Consider the following 15,813-nt stretch of genomic DNA (forward strand, 5'->3'; position numbering starts at 1 on the left):
CCGCCGCCCCGGTGCACGGCGAGCTGCGGCAGGCGCTGCGGGACACCGAGGCGCTCACCCGCGGCGAGGCCGAGCAGGTGGCCGAGGTCGAGGTCGCCGCCGTGCGCCAGGACGTCAACGCCCTCCTGCTGCGCACCAGTGAACTGGTCCGCGCCGAGGTCGGCGGCCGCACCAGGAACCACCGCGGCGCGGACCTCGTCGGCGCCGCGATGTGCAAGGCGCGGTTGCGGGGCGCGAACCTGCGCGGGGCGCTGCTGATCGCCGCCGACCTGCGCGGGGCGGACCTGCGCTCGGCCGATGTCATCGGCGCCGACCTCCGCGACACCGACCTGCGTGGAGCTGACCTCACCGACGCCCTGTTCCTCACCCAGGCCCAGGTCAACGCTGCCCAGGGCGATGCGTCCACCACGATCCCGGCCGGGTTGGAGCGCCCCGCGCACTGGTGACCAACCGCAGCCCGCCACCAGCGGTGTGACCGCGACGGGCCCCAGTCCGCCCCGCTCCCGCGCACCGGCACGTCCGGTCAGCACACCGGAGAACCCGCGACGGGGGCGCACCCCCAACGCGGTGCCGGCGGGGTGGCTGGCAAGATCGCCGAGTGCGCTTCCACGCCGATCTGCACATCCACTCGAAGTTCTCCCGCGCCTGCAGCAAGGACTGCGACATCGAGCACCTGACCTGGTGGGCGCGCCGCAAGGGCATCACCCTGGTCGGCACCGGCGACGTCACGCACCCCGCCTGGTTCGCCCACCTGCGCGAGGTCCTCGAACCCGCCGAACCCGGCCTGTTCCGGCTGCGCCCGGACCTGGACCGGCAGATGACCCGCAGCCAGCCCGCCAACTGCGAGGGCACGGTGCGGTTCATGCTCTCGGTGGAGATCTCCACCATCTACAAGCACGGCGAGCGCACCCGCAAGGTCCACCACCTGTGCTACCTGCCCGACTTCGCCGCCGCCGAGAAGTTCAACCGGCGCCTGGGCCGCATCGGCACCCTCGGCTCCGACGGCCGCCCGATCCTGGGCCTGGACTCCCGCGACCTGCTGGAGATCACCCTGGAGTCCGGCGACGGTGCCTACCTGGTGCCCGCCCACATCTGGACCCCGTGGTTCGCGGTGCTGGGCTCCAAAGCCGGTTTCGACGCCATCGAGGACTGCTACCGCGACCTGGCCGACCACGTCTTCGCCCTGGAGACCGGGCTGTCCTCCGACCCGGAGATGAACTGGCGGATCTCCGCGCTGGACAACTACACCCTGGTCAGCCACTCCGACGCGCACTCCCCGCCGATGCTGGGCCGCGAGGCCAGCGTCTTCGACACCGACCTGGACTACTTCGGCGTCAAGCGCGCGCTGGAGACCGGGCAGGGCTTCGCCGGCACCGTCGAGTTCTTCCCGGAGGAGGGCAAGTACCACCTCGACGGGCACCGCAAGTGCCAGGTGCGGCTGGAACCCGGCGACACCCGCGCGCACGGCGGCACCTGCCCCAGCTGCGGCAAGCCGCTCACCGTCGGTGTGCTGCACCGCGTCGAGGCCCTGGCCGACCGCCCCGAGGGCTTCCGCCCGCCCGGCGCGGCGCCGTTCCGCAACCTCATCCCGCTGCCCGAGGTCGTCGGCGAGGTCTTGGGCGTGGGCCCCAAGAGCAAGCGGGTCTTCGGGCGCGTCAGCGACCTGGTCGCCGCCCATGGCCCGGAACTGGCGATCCTGCAGGACGTCGCGCTCGAGGAGCTGCGCCGCACCGACGCCGCGGTGGCCGAGGCCATCGGGCGGCTGCGCGGCGGGCAGGTGCTGCGCGAGCCCGGCTACGACGGCGAGTACGGCACGATCCGGCTCTTCCAGCCCACCGAGCTCGCCCGCCTGCGCAGCGGTGACACCCCCGCGTTGTTCGACGACGCCCTGTTCACCCCGCAACCCCCACCACCGGCAGCGCCCGCCCCAGAACCAGCCGCCCCCGCACCGCAACCGTCCCCACCAACGGCACCGGTCGCCAGCGGGGACGGGGTGCTGGCCGGTCTGGACCCCGACCAGCGGGCCGCCGCGGCCATCCCCAGTGGGCCGCTGCTGATCGTGGCCGGGCCCGGCACCGGCAAGACCCGCACCGTCACCCACCGGCTGGCGCACCTGGTGCTCGAGCGCGACGTCGACCCCGCCACGTGCCTGGCCATCACCTTCACCCGCCGCGCCGCCCAGGAGATGACCGAACGCCTCGAGCACCTCATCGGCGAGGCCGCGCAACGCATGACCGTGGCCACCTTCCACTCCTTCGGCCTGCAGGTCCTGCGCGAACAACACGCGCACCTCGGTCTCAGCGCCGAGTTCGGGCTGGCCGACGCCGCCCGCCAGCACCAGGTCCTCACCACCGTCACCGGCGACGAGCGCAGCGCCCGCCAAGTCGCCCCTCGGCTGTCACTGGCCCGCCGCACCGCAACCGAGGACCCGCTGCTGGCCGACTACCTCGCCGCGCTGCGCCAGGCCGACCTGGTCGACTTCGACGACCTGGTGGCGCTGCCCGTCGAACTGCTCACCAGCCGCCCCGACCTCGCCGAGCACTACCAGCAGCGCTACCGGTGGATCACCGTCGACGAGTACCAGGACGTCGACGAGCTGCAGTACCGGCTGCTGCGGTTGATCGCCCCGGACGGGGCCAACCTGACCGCCATCGGCGACCCCGACCAGGCGATCTACGCCTTCCGCGGCGCCGACGTCGGGTTCTTCCTGCGCTTCGAGCAGGACTACGCCGGAGCCCCCGTGCTGGCCCTGACCCGCAACTACCGCAGCGGCGCGCACATCCTCGACGGCGCCCTGCGCGCCATCGCACCGTCCACACTGGTCACCGGCCGTGTGCTGCACGCCGCCTCGGCGCGCCCGGCCCACCGCATCGTCAGCCACCGGGCCGTCGACGAACGCGCCGAAGCCGCGTTCGTGGCCCGCACCATCGACGAGCTCATCGGCGGTGCGTCGTTCCACTCGCTGGACAGCGGCCGCGCCACCGGCCACGGGCCAGGCGGGATCGGGTTCAACGACATCGCCGTGCTCTACCGCACCGACGCCCAGTCCCACGCGATCCTCGACGAGCTGACGCGCTGCGGCTTACCCGCGCACAAGCGCACCCACGACCGCCTCTCCGCCCGCCCCGGCGTCGAGCTGCTGGTGCGCGAGCTCCAGCACGTCGCCGAGCGCGGCGGGCCGGTCACCGAGCAGCTGAGCCTGGCCGCCAAGACCGTCGCCGACCTCGTCCCCGACCAGCAGCGCCCCGAGGTCCACACCGCCGTGGAACTGCTCGCCCCGCTGGCGCGGCGCTGCGGCCAGGACCTGCCGCGGTTCTGCCGGGAAGTGCTGCTGGGCGCCGAGGTCGACACCCTCGACCCGCGCGCCGAGGCGATCTCCCTGCTGACCCTGCACGCCGCCAAGGGCCTGGAATTCCCGGTGGTGTTCCTGGTCGGCTGCGAGAACGGGCTGCTCCCGCTGCGCTGGCCCGGCACCGAACCCACCGACGACGACATCGCCGAGGAACGCCGCCTGTTCTTCGTCGGCATGACCCGCGCCCAAGACCACCTCTACCTCACCCACGCGGCCCGCCGAACCCAGCGGGGCAGCACCCAGGACCGCACCCGCTCACCGTTCCTGGCCACCCTCGGCGAGGTCGTGACCGCCGCCGACAGCCCCGCCCGCCGCCCGCGCCCGGCCCAGCTGTCCCTGCTGTGACCTACCGGCCTCAGGCGCCCGCGGCGAGGTGCTCGGCCAGGGCCCGGGCCTCGGCGACGTTGCCGTGCTCGAGCAGCTCCAGCAGGACTCGGCACTGGGAGGTCTGCGGGCACTGGGTGCGGTGGTCCACGGAGTAGAAGGCCAGCGCGTGCTCGGTGCGGGTGTCGGCGCCCGCAGGCAGGCGCACCGAACCGCAGAACGTGGTGGGGTTGGTCGCGATCCAGTTCTCCAGCTCCCGGCTGAGGCGCTCCTCCAGCTTCGGCCAGTAGCCGGTCTGGCCGGACACGCGCGGAGCGGGCACCGGTTGCGGGCTGCGCAGCGGCCACCCCTTGGCTTTGGCGCGCACCTCGGCCGCCCGGCGGTGCAGCTTGTCGACCTCGGCAGCATCCTCGACACGGCGCGCCAGGCGTTCCAGGTGGTCGGCGAAGGCGTGCTGGTCGGCCCGGTGCCAGCCGACCTGGTCGCGGTGCAGCTCGGCCAGCGGGCGGCTGCCGATCTTGGCCGGGTAGGCCTTGGCCAGCCGCCACGCCAGGCGGGCGCAGGCCAGGGCGTCGCTGGCCGAGTCGTGCGCGGCCTCCAGGCGCACCCGGTAGTGGGTGCACAGGTCACCGAGGGTGCGCTTGCCCCTGCGGTAGCGGTCCAGGTGCTTGTCCAGGCAGCGCGGGTCGACCACCGGCCCGGCCAGGTCGAGGTCGCGGCCGTGGTGGCGGCGCAGCTCGGCGTGCAGCAGCGACAGGTCGAACGGCGCGTTGAACACGCACAGCGGTGTGGTCGGGCACCACAGCTCGGCCAGCGCCTCGGCGAGCTCGGTGACCACCTCGGCCGCGTCGCGGCCGTGCTGGCGGGCGTGCTCGGTGGTGATGCCGTGGACCTCGGTGGCCCCGTCGGGGATCTCCACACCCGGGTCGGCCAGCCACGTGCGCACGTCCGGGGCCCGACCCGGCACGATCGAGATCACGGTGGCGGTGACGATGCGGTCCTGGGTGGTGTCGGTGCCGGTGGTCTCCAGGTCGAAGGCCAGCAGCGGCCCATCGGCCCACGAAGGCGCTGAGTTGATCACCCCCGCACCGTATCGAGATCATCCGACGCCGGGCCGCGTGACATGATCTGCGGATGTCTCCGCTCACCATCATCACCGGCGGCAGCCGGGGCATCGGAGCGGCCACCGCGCGGTGGCTGGCCCGCGCCGGGCACGACCTGGTGCTCGGCTACCGCGGCCACCGCGACGGCGCCGAGCAGGTCGCCACCGAAGCCGCCGCGCACGGGGTCCGCTGCCTGCCGGTGCGCGCCGACGTCAGCCAGGCCTGCGACATGGAGCGGTTGTTCGCCGAGGCCGCCGAGCTGGGGACGGTCACCGGGCTGGTCAACAACGCCGGGCTGACCGCGCACCTCGGCGACCTGGCCGACACCCCGGTGGCGGCGATCCGGCAGGTCATCGACGTCAACTACCTCGGCACCGTGCTGTGCGCGCGGCGCGCGGCGCAGGTGATGTCCACCCGGCGCGGCGGCGCGGGCGGGGCGATCGTCAACGTCTCCTCCAGCGCGGCGACGCTGGGCGCGCCGCACGAGTACGTCCACTACGCGGGCGCGAAAGCCGCGGTGGAGTCCTTCACCACCGGGCTGGCCAAGGAACTGGCCCAGGACGGGGTGCGGGTCAACGCGGTGGCACCCGGCTTGGTGCGCACCGACATCCACGCCGGGGCCGGGGTCCCCGAGCGCGTCGAGACCGCCGCATCGCGGGTGCCGGTGGGACGGGCCGGGGAACCCGAGGAGATCGCCCCGGCCATCGGGTGGCTGCTGGGGCCGGAGGCGACCTACACCAGCGGCGCCGTGCTGCGCGTCGCGGGCGGGCTGTGAGGACCGGTTGTCCCAGCCACTAGGTTGGTGACCGTGGGTGAGTCGCTGCTGGTCAACTTCGTCTACTGCCATCCCGTCGGGCACGCCGTGGAGGCGCTGCAGTACGCCCTGGGGTACCGGCGGGCCGATCCGCAGCGGCGCATCGGCGTGGTGCTCAACTCCGCGACCGCGGTGCAGCTGGCCGACTGGTGCGACGCCATCGACGAGGTGTACGCAGTGGACATCGACGTGTTCGAGCCCGGCGACGCCGGGATGCTGGCGCACGTCCCGGCCGAGTGGGACTGGGTGGTCGACGACCCGCGCGGGCACCAGAGCTGGCAGCACCAGATCTTCCCCGGCCTGCAGCGCTACTACGAACTCTCCGCACAGCACTTCCGCGCCGACCCGCGGCCACACCCTGGTCGGCGCGCCCCGCCCGTCCTACCAGCGGCGCAACCCACTGCAACTGGCGCTGCCGCAGCAGTGCCGGGACTGGGCGGCCGAGCTGCTGCCCGAGCACGACGGCCCCACGATCGCGGTGCTGCCCGGCGGCAGCGCCGAACGCTGGCGCTACCCGTCGCTGGCGTCGTGGCAGCGCATCCTGGAGGCCTTGGCGCAGCGCTGGCCGCGGGTCCGGTTCTGCCTGACCGGCAAGCACACCGAAGACGGCCGCACCAGCACCGGGTTCACCCGCGCGGAGTTCGAGGCCCTAGCCGAGGTGGCGCCGCAGGTGGTGTGGGCGGTCGACGTGCCGCTGGAGCGGCAGCTGGCCGCGCTGCAGCGCTGCGAGGTGCTGCTCTCGCCGCACACCGGGTTCGCCTTCGCCGCGATGGCCGCGGGTACCCCGTGGCTGACCCTGGCGGGCAACGACTGGGCCGAGTACTACTTCAACCCCGGTGTGCCGTTCCACTCGGTGCTGCCCGACCTGCAGCGCTTCCCCTGCTACCTGATGCTGGGTAACACCCCCGACCCCGTCGACGACGACGGCCCCCGGTCACCGAGCATGTCGGCCGCCCGCATCGACGCCGACCTGCCCGATCTCCTCGACGGCGCGGCGAGGCTGCTGGCGGGCCTGGACTTCGACACCGCGATGCGTGATCACGCCGCCCGCGTGCACGAGCTCTTCGGTGGCCGCCGCGAGCTGCTGTACTCGGTGGACAACCTGCTGGCCGACTACCTGCCCGGCCCGAGCTGACCGCGGCAGTGCCGGGGCGTGCGGAATCCCCGGAAGGTCACCGCCTTGCGGGTCCGGAAGCCCAGCCGCTCGTAGAGCGCGATGGCACCGGCGTTGGCCTCGACCACGTGCAGGAAGGGGCGTTCGCCGCGGGCGGTGATGCGCGCGACCAGCGCCCTGATCAACCGGGCGGCGTGGCCTCGACCGCGGGCCTCGGGCGCGGTGCACACCGCGCTGATCTCGGTCCACCCCGGTGGCCGCAGCCGTTCACCCGCCATCGCCACCAGCGCGCCGTCGTCCCGCACACCGAGGTAGGTGCCCAGTTCCGGGGTGCGCGGCCAGAACGGGCCCGGGCGGGTCCGCTCGACGAGGTCGAGCATCTGCGCAGTGCTGTCCGTGCCGAGCTCGACCACTCCGTCGACGTGGTCGGCGGGTGGCTGGCCGCAGTAGACCATCTGGCGTCCTTCGAGGGTGAACACCAGCTCCCAGTCCGACGGTGGGTCCTGCGGGCTGCTGAACATGTCGGCGAACTCGCCCCGCCCGAGCAACCGGGCGAGGTCGGCCCACTCCTGCGGCCCGGCGCCGGTGGGGACCGCGCAGAACGTCGCCACCTCGGGCAGGTAGGTCGCGGCCCCGCCCCGCCTGCGGCCGAGGTGGGCGTGGTGACCGCGCAGCGATTCACCCACCGGGTCCTCGAGCGGGCTGGTGTCGCGGTCGATCATCGTGCTGGGCCTCTCGTCTCGTGCCGGATCCAGCTGCCATTCTGAGCGCCCCGCGAGCAGACCTTGCCCGAAGGGCCTGCCCGAGGGCCCGCGGTGCGGCCGATCTCGGCGCTGATGCTGACAGGCGGTAGGCTGGGGCTCCGGCACGACGCTCTTGGTCGGCTCTGACCGCCCCGCGGTTTCCCCGCCACTTCCGGCGGAAGCAATCCCCTTCCTCGTCACTGATCGGGACGTGCACCGGGAGGGTGTTGTGCCAGAACGGTTCGTGGTCATCACGGGAGGCCCAGGAGCGGGCAAGACGACGTTGGTCGAACGGCTGGCGGCCGCCGGGTTCGCCCACGCCCCCGAAGCCGGGCGCGCGGTGATCACCGACCAGGTGGCCATCGGTGGTCGCGGGTTGCCGTGGCAGGACCGGGAGCTGTTCGCCGAGCTGATGCTGGCCCATGACCTGCGTTCCCACCGCCAGGCCCAACGCGGCACCGGGCCGGTGCTCTTCGACCGCGGGTTGCCCGATCTCATCGGCTACCTGCGGCTGTGCGGGCTTGCCGTGCCCGAGCGCCTCCAGACCGCGGTCCGCCGCTTCCGCTACCGCCAGCGGGTGCTCATCGCCCCACCGTGGGAGCAGATCTACCGGCAGGACGACCAGCGCAGGCAGACCTTCGCCGAAGCCGAGAGCACCTACCGGCACCTGGTCGCCGCCTACACCGACTGCGGGTACCAGCTCGTCCACCTCCCGCGCGCCAGCGTCGAGCAGCGGGTGCGGTTCGTCCGCGAAGAACTGGGCACGCACCGCTCCGGTGTCCCGTAGAGCTCGGTGAGCGGTGGGGCGGCCTTGGCCGCCAGCGGGTGCGGGTCGTCGGGCCACCAGATCAGCCGCACCGGGATCGGGCGGCGTCGCGCACCAGGCGGACCACTACGCCGGGCCGGGGGTACTGGGTGATGGTGCTCTCCGCGGTGATGCCCACGCAGCGGCCGGTGGCGATCATGGTCAGCCAGTCGTCGACATCGTGGGTGTACTCGGTGTGCGCGGGTGGACCTGCTGGCGATGCGGCGGTCGGGTCGTTCATGAGCGTCAACCCCATGCTGGCCACGGGTGGGCGTGCTGGTGCCGGGTGAGGTCCTGCGAGTGTCGCCGTGGCTGGGCATCGCGGCGATCGTGGCCGCCAACGCGGTGAGTCGGGCTGCGGCGAAGCGCACCCAGGACCACTTTGGGGTCGACTCCAAAAATGGGGTAGGGTCCACGACCGTGGTCGAGGGGTTGCGGGAGCGCAAGAAGCGCCGGACGAGGCAGCACATCAGCCAGGTCGCGACCTCGCTGTTCGTGCAGCGGGGCTTCGACCAGGTCACCATCGCCGAGGTCGCCGCCGCGGCCGAGGTCTCGGTCAACACCGTCTACAACTACTTCCCCACCAAGGAAGACCTCGTCCTGCCACCCGAGGAGGCCTCCCCGCAGCGGCTGGCCGACATCGTGCGAGCCCGCCCCGCCGGGCAGTCCGCGGCCGCTGCGGTGCTCGCGCAGCTGCGCGCGGAGGTGGCCCGGCGGGACCGCAAGCTGGGGCTCTCGCCTGGCTTCGGCCCGGTGCTGGCCATGATGCGCGCCGCGCCCACCCTGCTGGCCCGCCTGGAGGACCTGGGTGGGCAGATGACCGAAGCCCTGGCCGCGGTGCTCACCGAGGAGACCGGCGCCGACCCCCAGGACCCGTTGCCGCGCGTGGTGGCCCACCAGCTCGGCGGCCTGCACTCGCTGGTCTACGCCGAGCTCGGCGCACGCCTGGCCGAGGGCGCTGACCCCGAGGAGCTGGCCGAGGCCGCCTCCCGGCTGCTCGACGCCATCGAGCACGCGCTCGGCGACGACCTGCTCACCTACGCCACCAGAAGAGAGGACCAAGCGTGTTCCGAGTGACCATCCGCGGCAAGTTCGACGGGATCAGCGAAGCGGGCCGCGAGCAGGTGCGCGCCGCCGAAGGGCCCGCCTTCACCGAAGCGGGCACCTTCACCTACGACTCGAGCGTCTCGGCGTTCACCTTCCGCTGCCAGGTGCCCGCCCACGACGAGGACGACGACGACAAGGTCGCCACCCGGCGTGCCCTGGCCGCGCTGCAGGCCCACGGCCACCCGCACCAGGTCCTGCGCGTGGCCGTGACCGACATGCGCCAGATCAAGGTCCGCCGCAAGGCCGACCGCGCCTGACCACCCGCCGCTCAGGCGCGGATGCCGCCGAGGACCGTCGCGACCAGGCGCTCCAGGAACTTCGGGGCCACCTCGAGCGGTTCCCCGGCGCCCGCGGGCTGCAGCAAGCGGGGCAGCACGACCTCGTAGCAGGCACCGACGAGCAGCGCCGCCGCCGCCTCGGTGTCGGCACCCGCGGCGATCCGGCCGTGCTGGCGCTCGGCGTCGAGGTAGCCGGTGAGGGTCTGCCGGAGGTTGTCGCCCTTCTTCGACCGGGGCCAGCCGTTGAACCGGGCCAGCACCTTGGGCTGGCCCAGCAACCCGGCGAAGACGGGCAGGATGCGCTGGTGCAGGTCCAGCAGGTGCCGCACAGGTGGCAAGCCCGGCACTGCTTCCCGTCAGGGACACAGCCGCCAGCACCACGTTGGTGGTGAGCGCGAGATGGGTGGCGGCCACCGCCACTACCGCGCCCCGAGCAGTGCGTGGCCCGCGAAGCAGCGGCTCAGCCGACTCCGGGTTGGGTGGGTCGAGCACGGCACCGATGACCGGCCCCGGCACCAGCCACGGCGGTCCGGACACCGCACCCCTGGTGATCAGGGCAGGGAAGTCCGTCCTCGCGGTGGTCAGCAGCGGGAAGGTCACCAGCTGGGCCCCGTCGCCGAGCTCAACGAGGAACGCCGACAGCCAGTGCCGACCGAAGGCCCTCGCCATGGGCGCAGCTGGCCGCAGTGTCCGGCCCTCGGCGGGCGTTCAGGCCAGCAGAACTGGTGTCAGGCGCTGAGTTCGTCGCTGCCGGAGGCGGTTTCGGCCCAGCGCGTCCGGTGGGGCCAGTTGGGGCGGTGCTCGGTGGTCGCCAGCACCTCGGCCTCGGCGGCCAGGCGCGGCGGGATGGCTTCGAGTGCCTCGCCGTAGATCCGGGCGTTGCCCAGGGCGTCCTGGGCGATGTGGGCGTGCTCGGGGTCGGTGGCCAGCACGACGCCGCTGATGCGCTGGTCCACGGGCTTGTCGCTGTCGACGAGCAGGAATACCGGCATCCGGTACTCGACCCAGTACTTCATGCGGGGACCTCTCTTTCCAGGGGTGCCGGTGCTCGCGCCCGCAGCGCTTGGTCAGGCGCAGCCGCAGGAAGCGCGGTGCACCAGGACGGAGGGCAGGCGGTGGGTCTCGGGTTCGGCGTGGCGATCGGCCAGGCGGCGCAGCAGCAGTCTCGCCGCGGTGGCACCGATCTGCTCGCAGGGCTGGGCGATCACCGTCAGGCGCGGGGAGAACCACTCGGCCCACGGGAAGTCGTCGAAGCCGACCAGGGCGATGTCGTCGGGGACGCGCAGCCCGGCTTCGTGCAGGGCCTGCATGACGCCGATCGTCATGCTGTTGTTCGCCGCGATGATCGCCGTCGGGTGGCGGGGGTGCTCGAGCAGGCTGGCCGCGGCGCGGGCGGCGCGGCCGGTCTCGGAGTGGCCTTCCACGAGCAGGTCCGGGTCGGGGTCCAGCCCGTTGCGCCGCAGGGCGGTCCGGTAGCCCCGCACCCGCTCGTCGGTGGTCGACAGGCCACTGCGGCCGGCGACCATCGCGATGCGGGTGTGGCCGAGTTCGGCGAGGTGGTCGACCAGGCGGGCGGTGGGCTCGACGTTCTCGGGACCGACCTGGTCGTAGCGGTCGTCGACGAGGCGGTCGGCGAGCGCCACGGGCACCGAGTGCGCCCGCAGGTACTCCAGCGCCGCGCCGGATGCCGACGAGGGCGCCAGGATCAACCCGTCCACCCGGCGTTGGTGCATGTTGCGCACCACGGTGAGCTCGTGGTCGACGTCGTCGCGGGAGTCGGCCAGCAGCAGCGTGTACCCGTGGCGCACCACTTCGGACTCGATGCCCTGCAGCACCTGGGCGAAGTAGGGGTTGGAGATCGCCGACATCACCACCGCGATCGAGCGGGTGCTGGCGGTGGCCAGGGAGCGGGCGAGGGTGTTCGGGCTGTACTGGGTGGACTCGATGGCGGCCTCCACCGCCTTGCGGGTCTGCTCGCGCACCGTGCGCGTGCCGTTGAGGACGTGCGAGACCGTCGCGGTGGACACCCCGGCTACCCGCGCGACATCGGCGATCGTCGCCATCGCAGCCACCACTCCTCGGAACTGGGTCGAGCGCAGTGAACCATAGCAGGTAAGCGCTTGCGCAAGCGCTTAACTCGGACTTGCGGCACTGATCACCCCACGATGAGGTTCGCACCCCAGGACCGTCGCCGCGGGCAACTGCTTTCCCAGGGGCAGCCAGGAGTGGTCCCGGGCCGGTGGCCGGTGCCGACGGCGCACCGGCCCGGGACAGGAAGGCACCTGCGGCGACGGTCCTAACGGGTCACCACATCGACAGGTCGCGGGCGGTGGTGGTCACCGAGACGGTGTCCAAGCGCCGCACCTGGTGTGCCGCGCCGAACCGCGGCCAGCCGGGATCACCGGTGGTCGCGAACGACACCCAGGCCCCGTGCACCTCCTTCGCCAACGCCGCAGGCGGCTCCCCCGCTCCCAGCAGCGCCTGCGGTCCGCGCAGGACCGCGAGGTCGAGCAGGTCGAAGACGAACGGCAGCTCGACGGAGTGCGCCGCGCCGAGCGCACCGTCCACAGCGGAGGAACGCCAGGCGAACTCGTAGACGTGCGCGCGGCCGTGGGCTTGGGCCAGCTTGCGGCCACCCGCGGTGAACATGGCGTCCCCGAGGATCGCCGAGCGCAGCTCCCCCTGCCCGGCCTCGGGTCGCTGCGCCCGGTAGGCCGCGAGGAGCGCCTCGGGGTCCCGGTGCACGCGGGCGGCGAGTTCTTTCACGTCAGCGGCGGTCGAGGTGGCCAGGGTGCCCTGCGGCGCGAGGTAGAGGTTGCCCTCCTCGGCGGTGGAGCCCACCAGCAGCTCCACCTCGGCCAGGTCGCTGTCGGCAGGTTGGCGCTCCAGCACCACGTCGAAGGGCGTGAGTCCCATCAGCGGGTCGAAGTCCTCGGCCGTCCGCAGGTCCAGGCCGCTCAGCGCGGGCACGAGCTCCACCAGCTGCTCGTCGGGCACGGCGCTGAAGGCGGCCACGGTGGGTTCGATGCCGAGCGCGGTGGCCGCCGCGCGGGCCACGACCTGGGCCTGCTCCGGCGAGAACGCGCCGCAACCGTTGCCGCTCTGCACGATCGCGCGGTGGAACAACCCGGTGGCCTCGGGCGTGGCCAGCAGCGCGGCGACGAGCGTGGCCCCGGCGGACTGGCCGAACAGCGTGACGTTGCCGGGATCGCCGCCGAACGCGGCGATGTTGTCGCGCACCCACTGCAGGGCGGCGATGACGTCGAGCAACCCGCGGTTGCGCGGCGCCCCGGGCACGTCCAGGAATCCGGTGATGCCCAGCCGGTAGTTCAGCGTCACCAGGACCACGTTGTCGCGGGCGAAGGCGGTGCCGTCGTAGAGCGGGGAGCGGTTGGATCCGGAGACGAAACCGCCGCCGTGCACGAACACCATCACCGGCCGGTCCTGGGCCTGGTGCGGTGCCCAGACGTTGACGGTGCGGAACTCCTCGCCCCGGACCCACCCGGGACCGAAGAACGGCGACATGTCCAGTGCCGCGAACCCGCCCCGCTGGGGTTGGGGCGCGGTCGGTCCTGGCCGGGTCGCGTCCCGCACTCCCGACCAGCCCGGGTGCGGGGCGGGTGCGGCGAACCGGCCGGAACCGACCAGCGGCGCGGCGTAGGGGATGTTCAGGAAGCGGCGCACGCCGCCGGGGGAGCTGCCGCGCACCGCTCCCCCCGTGGTGGCCACGGTGTTGTCGGCCATGGGGTCTCCTGTCAGATCCGGGCGAACGGTGCCCACGACTTGATGGCGAACTTCTCGCCGTCCCGCACGACCTCGGCGCCGCCGTGCCCGCCGAGGTGCGCGGGCAGCACCAGGGTGTTGGTGTCGGCGGCCTGCCCCAGCAACCGGTGGCGGGTGGCCCGGGCCGCGGCGGGGTCCTCGCAGAAGCAGCTGTTGGCGGCGGGTTCGACGAACTGCGCGGCGGTGTGCAGCAGGTCCCCGACGAACAACGCCCGGTCGCTGCCCGATTGCAGGCTCAGCACGCACGAGCCGGGGGTGTGCCCTGGCGCGGGCAGCAGGCGCAGGTCGCCGTCGATGACGTAATCGTCCTCCCACAACTGGACCTGCCCGGCGCGGTGCACGGGGGCGATGCTGTCGGCGAAGACGTTCTCGCTGCCGCCACCCCGCGCCGGGTCGTGCCCGTCGGCGGGGTTCCAGAAGTCGAAGTCCGCGCGCGGCACCAGGTAGGTCGCGTTGGGGAAGGTCGGCACCCAGTCACGGTCCACCAGCCGGGTGTTCCAGCCGACGTGGTCGACGTGCAGGTGGGTGTTGACCACCACGTCGACGTCCTCGGGCTGGACACCAGCCTGCGCGAGGTTGCCGAGGAAGTCGGTGTCGAGGTGGTGCCACACCGGTGCGTTCGGGCGCTCCTTGTGGTTGCCGACGCCGGTGTCGACCAGGATCGTCCGGCCACCGCTGCGCAGCACCCAGGTCTGGATCGCGCACACGCACACCTCCCCGGCGGGGTCGACGAAATCCGGGACCAGCCACGACTCGTGGTCGCGCCAGCTCCGCGCGGGCAGTTCGGGGAAGAACTCGCCGGGCGAGAGCCCGACCGGCCCGTAGTACTCGACGACGCGGGTGAGGGTGACATCACCCAGCACGATGTCTCGCATGCCTGCTCCAGGGGTTGTCGCATCCGAACACCCCCTAGCGTGCGAGCCCCCGCAGCCGGTGTACCAGCCCCGCTCGTGCGTACCACTGCCAGTGGCAGGCAACCCCGGTCCCCGGACGCCGGGACCAAGCACCCGTGCCTACTACTGGCAGGGGCAGGCTCGCTGGCCGCGGCATCGGCATAGTGGGGGTGTGAGCGGTTTTGGACACCTTGGCGAGTTCCTGCGCGCGCGGCGAGCGCGGCTGAAGCCCGAAGACGTCGGGCTGACCACCCCACCGGGGCGTCGCCGGGTCGCCGGGTTGCGCCGCGAGGAGCTCGCGCAGCTGGCCGGGGTGAGCGTCTCGTACTACACGCGGTTGGAGCAGCACCAGTCGGTCAACGCCTCCGATGCGGTGCTCGACGCGCTGGCCACCGCACTGCGCCTGGACGACCACGAACGCGCCCACCTGCGGGAGCTGGCCGCGCAGCGGCCCCGTCGGCGCGAGCGCCCACCGGTGGAGCGCGTCAAGGGCCCCACCCGCGAGCTGCTCGAGTCGTTGCAGGGTGTTCCCGCGCTGGTCGTCGGGCGGCGCTGCGATGTGCTGGCGTGGACTCCGCTGGGCCACGCCCTGCTGGCCGGGCACGTCGACCCGGCTGCGCCGCAGTGCCCCGGCGAGCGCCCGAACCTGGTGCGGATGCTGTTCCTGGACCCGCACACCCGCGAGCTCTACGTCGACTGGGAGCGCAAGGCCCGTGGCCTGGTGGCCAGCCTCCGGTTGGCGGCGGGGCGCCACCCCGACGACGCGCTGCTGGCCTCGCTGGTCGGCGAGTTGTCGGTAAAGTGCCCGGATTTCGTGGCGATGTGGGGCGACCACCGGGTCAAGCCGTGCGTGGGCGACTCCTTCCGGCTGCGCCACCCGCTGGTCGGCGAGCTCACCATCACTCAGCAGAGCCTGCAGCTCACCCATTCACCGGAGCAGTCCATTGTGGTGGTCACGGCGGAGGCCGGTTCCAGCTCAGCTGACACCCTCGCACTGCTGGGGCAGCTCACGGCGCGTTCGAGTCGAGCGGAGCTGGCCGAGTCGACACCGCGCTGACACTACGACGTGGGCAGCCATCCCCGGTGCAGTGCCGGGGAGAGGTCGTGGGCGGCGGAGAGCGCGAGGTTCTGCGCGTCGTGCAGGTAGCCCTCGGTAGTGGTCAGGGAGGCATGCCCCAGGTCGCGTTGGACCTGGCGGGGTTCGGCGCCGCGGTTGATGGCGTGGGTGGCGTAGGAGTGCCGGGCGGAGTGCGGGTGGATCGTCTCGCGCAGGGGCGCGAGGTGGGTGGCGATGAACGCCGCCTGCTCACTGGCCAGCAGCTCCCGCAACCACCGGGCCCGGGGTGGTGGCGCGTCCGCGGGTGGGGCGAAGGTGGCGCACAACCGCCGCAGGACGGCCTGCACGTGGGAGACGTGCACGCGCGCTCCGGCTCCTAGTACTTCCAGTTCATCGGGGTGTGCGCAGGTCGGAGATCGATTCCCGGAGTTCCCGGGCGG

The 15,813-nt window shown here is 72.9% G+C and carries 18 protein-coding genes; 8 read left to right on the forward strand and 10 right to left on the reverse strand.

Going from position 1 to position 15,813, the window contains the following annotated elements; translation table 11 throughout:
• Together ABT324_RS32335 and ABT324_RS32340 are read left to right on the forward strand one after the other, a co-directional pair.
• Positions 1-446: pentapeptide repeat-containing protein (locus ABT324_RS32335; protein WP_351185338.1), on the forward strand; the 446-nt coding region annotated here is incomplete at its 5' end.
• A 152-nt stretch (positions 447-598) separates the two neighbouring features.
• Positions 599-3,697 carry a UvrD-helicase domain-containing protein gene (locus ABT324_RS32340; protein WP_351185341.1) on the forward strand — a complete coding sequence of 1,033 codons (3,099 nt, stop codon included), beginning with the start codon at positions 599-601 and terminating at the stop codon, positions 3,695-3,697.
• Positions 3,698-3,707: 10 nt separating this feature from the next.
• Here ABT324_RS32340 and ABT324_RS32345 read toward each other — a convergent pair whose 3' ends face one another.
• Positions 3,708-4,757 carry a 3'-5' exonuclease gene (locus ABT324_RS32345; RefSeq protein WP_351185344.1) on the reverse strand — a complete coding sequence of 350 codons (1,050 nt, stop codon included), beginning with the start codon at positions 4,755-4,757 and terminating at the stop codon, positions 3,708-3,710.
• 53 nt (positions 4,758-4,810) lie between these two features.
• Here ABT324_RS32345 and ABT324_RS32350 point away from each other — a divergent pair, with 53 nt between their 5' ends.
• Positions 4,811-5,554 (forward strand): SDR family oxidoreductase, encoded by a 744-nt coding sequence (locus tag ABT324_RS32350; RefSeq protein WP_351185347.1) that lies wholly within the window; start codon positions 4,811-4,813, stop codon positions 5,552-5,554.
• Between the two features lie 62 nt (positions 5,555-5,616).
• Here the strand turns inward: ABT324_RS32350 and ABT324_RS32355 are convergent, their stop codons facing one another.
• A complete protein-coding gene (locus ABT324_RS32355) occupies positions 5,617-5,778 on the reverse strand; it encodes a hypothetical protein (protein WP_351185350.1) in 162 nt (53 codons plus the stop codon).
• A gap of 293 nt (positions 5,779-6,071) precedes the next feature.
• Here ABT324_RS32355 and ABT324_RS32360 point away from each other — a divergent pair, with 293 nt between their 5' ends.
• The gene (locus tag ABT324_RS32360) at positions 6,072-6,728 is read left to right on the forward strand and encodes a hypothetical protein (RefSeq protein WP_351185353.1); all 657 of its coding nucleotides are present in this window, start codon (positions 6,072-6,074) and stop codon (positions 6,726-6,728) included.
• Here the strand turns inward: ABT324_RS32360 and ABT324_RS32365 are convergent.
• Positions 6,707-7,429 (reverse strand): GNAT family N-acetyltransferase, encoded by a 723-nt coding sequence (locus tag ABT324_RS32365; protein ID WP_351185356.1) that lies wholly within the window; start codon positions 7,427-7,429, stop codon positions 6,707-6,709. The genes ABT324_RS32360 and ABT324_RS32365 overlap by 22 nt on opposite strands.
• A 250-nt stretch (positions 7,430-7,679) precedes the next feature.
• Between ABT324_RS32365 and ABT324_RS32370 the strand changes: the two genes are divergently transcribed.
• Positions 7,680-8,237, forward strand: coding sequence for an AAA family ATPase (locus ABT324_RS32370; RefSeq protein ID WP_351185359.1), 558 nt, complete (start codon positions 7,680-7,682; stop codon positions 8,235-8,237).
• Between the two features lie 61 nt (positions 8,238-8,298).
• On the opposite strand, the gene ABT324_RS32375 is transcribed toward ABT324_RS32370, so the two are convergent.
• Positions 8,299-8,496 (reverse strand): hypothetical protein, encoded by a 198-nt coding sequence (locus ABT324_RS32375; RefSeq protein WP_351185362.1) that lies wholly within the window; start codon positions 8,494-8,496, stop codon positions 8,299-8,301.
• 26 nt (positions 8,497-8,522) lie between these two features.
• Between ABT324_RS32375 and ABT324_RS32380 the strand changes: the two genes are divergently transcribed.
• Together ABT324_RS32380 and ABT324_RS32385 are read left to right on the forward strand one after the other, a co-directional pair.
• Positions 8,523-9,332, forward strand: a complete 810-nt coding sequence (locus ABT324_RS32380; RefSeq protein ID WP_351185365.1) for a TetR/AcrR family transcriptional regulator — start codon at positions 8,523-8,525, stop codon at positions 9,330-9,332.
• Positions 9,320-9,619: a DUF6204 family protein gene (locus ABT324_RS32385; protein WP_351185367.1), complete on the forward strand. Its 300-nt coding sequence runs from the start codon at positions 9,320-9,322 to the stop codon at positions 9,617-9,619. The genes ABT324_RS32380 and ABT324_RS32385 overlap by 13 nt, the downstream gene beginning before the upstream one ends.
• Before the next feature lie 11 nt (positions 9,620-9,630).
• Here ABT324_RS32385 and ABT324_RS32390 read toward each other — a convergent pair whose 3' ends face one another.
• From ABT324_RS32390 to ABT324_RS32410, 5 genes are all read right to left on the reverse strand, one after another.
• Positions 9,631-9,978, reverse strand: coding sequence for a hypothetical protein (locus tag ABT324_RS32390; protein ID WP_351185369.1), 348 nt, complete (start codon positions 9,976-9,978; stop codon positions 9,631-9,633).
• Between the two features lie 390 nt (positions 9,979-10,368).
• On the reverse strand, positions 10,369-10,656 hold the full coding sequence (locus tag ABT324_RS32395; protein WP_351185371.1) for a hypothetical protein: 288 nt from the start codon (positions 10,654-10,656) through the stop codon (positions 10,369-10,371).
• 51 nt (positions 10,657-10,707) lie between these two features.
• Entirely contained in the window at positions 10,708-11,703 is a 996-nt protein-coding gene (locus ABT324_RS32400) for a LacI family DNA-binding transcriptional regulator (protein WP_351185374.1), read from the reverse strand.
• Positions 11,704-11,944: 241 nt separating this feature from the next.
• Positions 11,945-13,384, reverse strand: coding sequence for a carboxylesterase/lipase family protein (locus ABT324_RS32405; RefSeq protein ID WP_351185377.1), 1,440 nt, complete (start codon positions 13,382-13,384; stop codon positions 11,945-11,947).
• An 11-nt stretch (positions 13,385-13,395) separates the two neighbouring features.
• A complete protein-coding gene (locus tag ABT324_RS32410) occupies positions 13,396-14,298 on the reverse strand; it encodes an MBL fold metallo-hydrolase (RefSeq protein WP_351185380.1) in 903 nt (300 codons plus the stop codon).
• Between the two features lie 190 nt (positions 14,299-14,488).
• Between ABT324_RS32410 and ABT324_RS32415 the strand changes: the two genes are divergently transcribed.
• On the forward strand, positions 14,489-15,373 hold the full coding sequence (locus tag ABT324_RS32415; protein WP_351185383.1) for a helix-turn-helix transcriptional regulator: 885 nt from the start codon (positions 14,489-14,491) through the stop codon (positions 15,371-15,373).
• 2 nt (positions 15,374-15,375) lie between these two features.
• Here the strand turns inward: ABT324_RS32415 and ABT324_RS32420 are convergent, their stop codons facing one another.
• Positions 15,376-15,735 (reverse strand): tyrosine-type recombinase/integrase, encoded by a 360-nt coding sequence (locus ABT324_RS32420; RefSeq protein WP_351185386.1) that lies wholly within the window; start codon positions 15,733-15,735, stop codon positions 15,376-15,378.
• Positions 15,736-15,813 lie beyond the last annotated feature (78 nt).

This window comes from Saccharopolyspora sp. NPDC000359 (assembly GCF_040300525.1).
In the GTDB taxonomy this organism is placed as follows: Bacteria; Actinomycetota; Actinomycetes; order Mycobacteriales; family Pseudonocardiaceae; genus Saccharopolyspora.

Excerpts from the sequence above, each read along its gene's own strand:
- ABT324_RS32375 (WP_351185362.1), bottom strand. The coding sequence starts at position 8,496 with ATGAACGACCCGACCGCCGCATCGCCAGCAGGTCCACCCGCGCACACC.
- ABT324_RS32410 (WP_351185380.1), bottom strand. The coding sequence starts at position 14,298 with ATGCGAGACATCGTGCTGGGTGATGTCACCCTCACCCGCGTCGTCGAG.
- ABT324_RS32350 (WP_351185347.1), top strand. The coding sequence starts at position 4,811 with ATGTCTCCGCTCACCATCATCACCGGCGGCAGCCGGGGCATCGGAGCG.
- ABT324_RS32405 (WP_351185377.1), bottom strand. The coding sequence starts at position 13,384 with ATGGCCGACAACACCGTGGCCACCACGGGGGGAGCGGTGCGCGGCAGC.
- ABT324_RS32395 (WP_351185371.1), bottom strand. The coding sequence starts at position 10,656 with ATGAAGTACTGGGTCGAGTACCGGATGCCGGTATTCCTGCTCGTCGAC.
- ABT324_RS32355 (WP_351185350.1), bottom strand. The coding sequence starts at position 5,778 with ATGTCCACTGCGTACACCTCGTCGATGGCGTCGCACCAGTCGGCCAGC.
- ABT324_RS32365 (WP_351185356.1), bottom strand. The coding sequence starts at position 7,429 with ATGATCGACCGCGACACCAGCCCGCTCGAGGACCCGGTGGGTGAATCG.
- ABT324_RS32400 (WP_351185374.1), bottom strand. The coding sequence starts at position 11,703 with ATGGCGACGATCGCCGATGTCGCGCGGGTAGCCGGGGTGTCCACCGCG.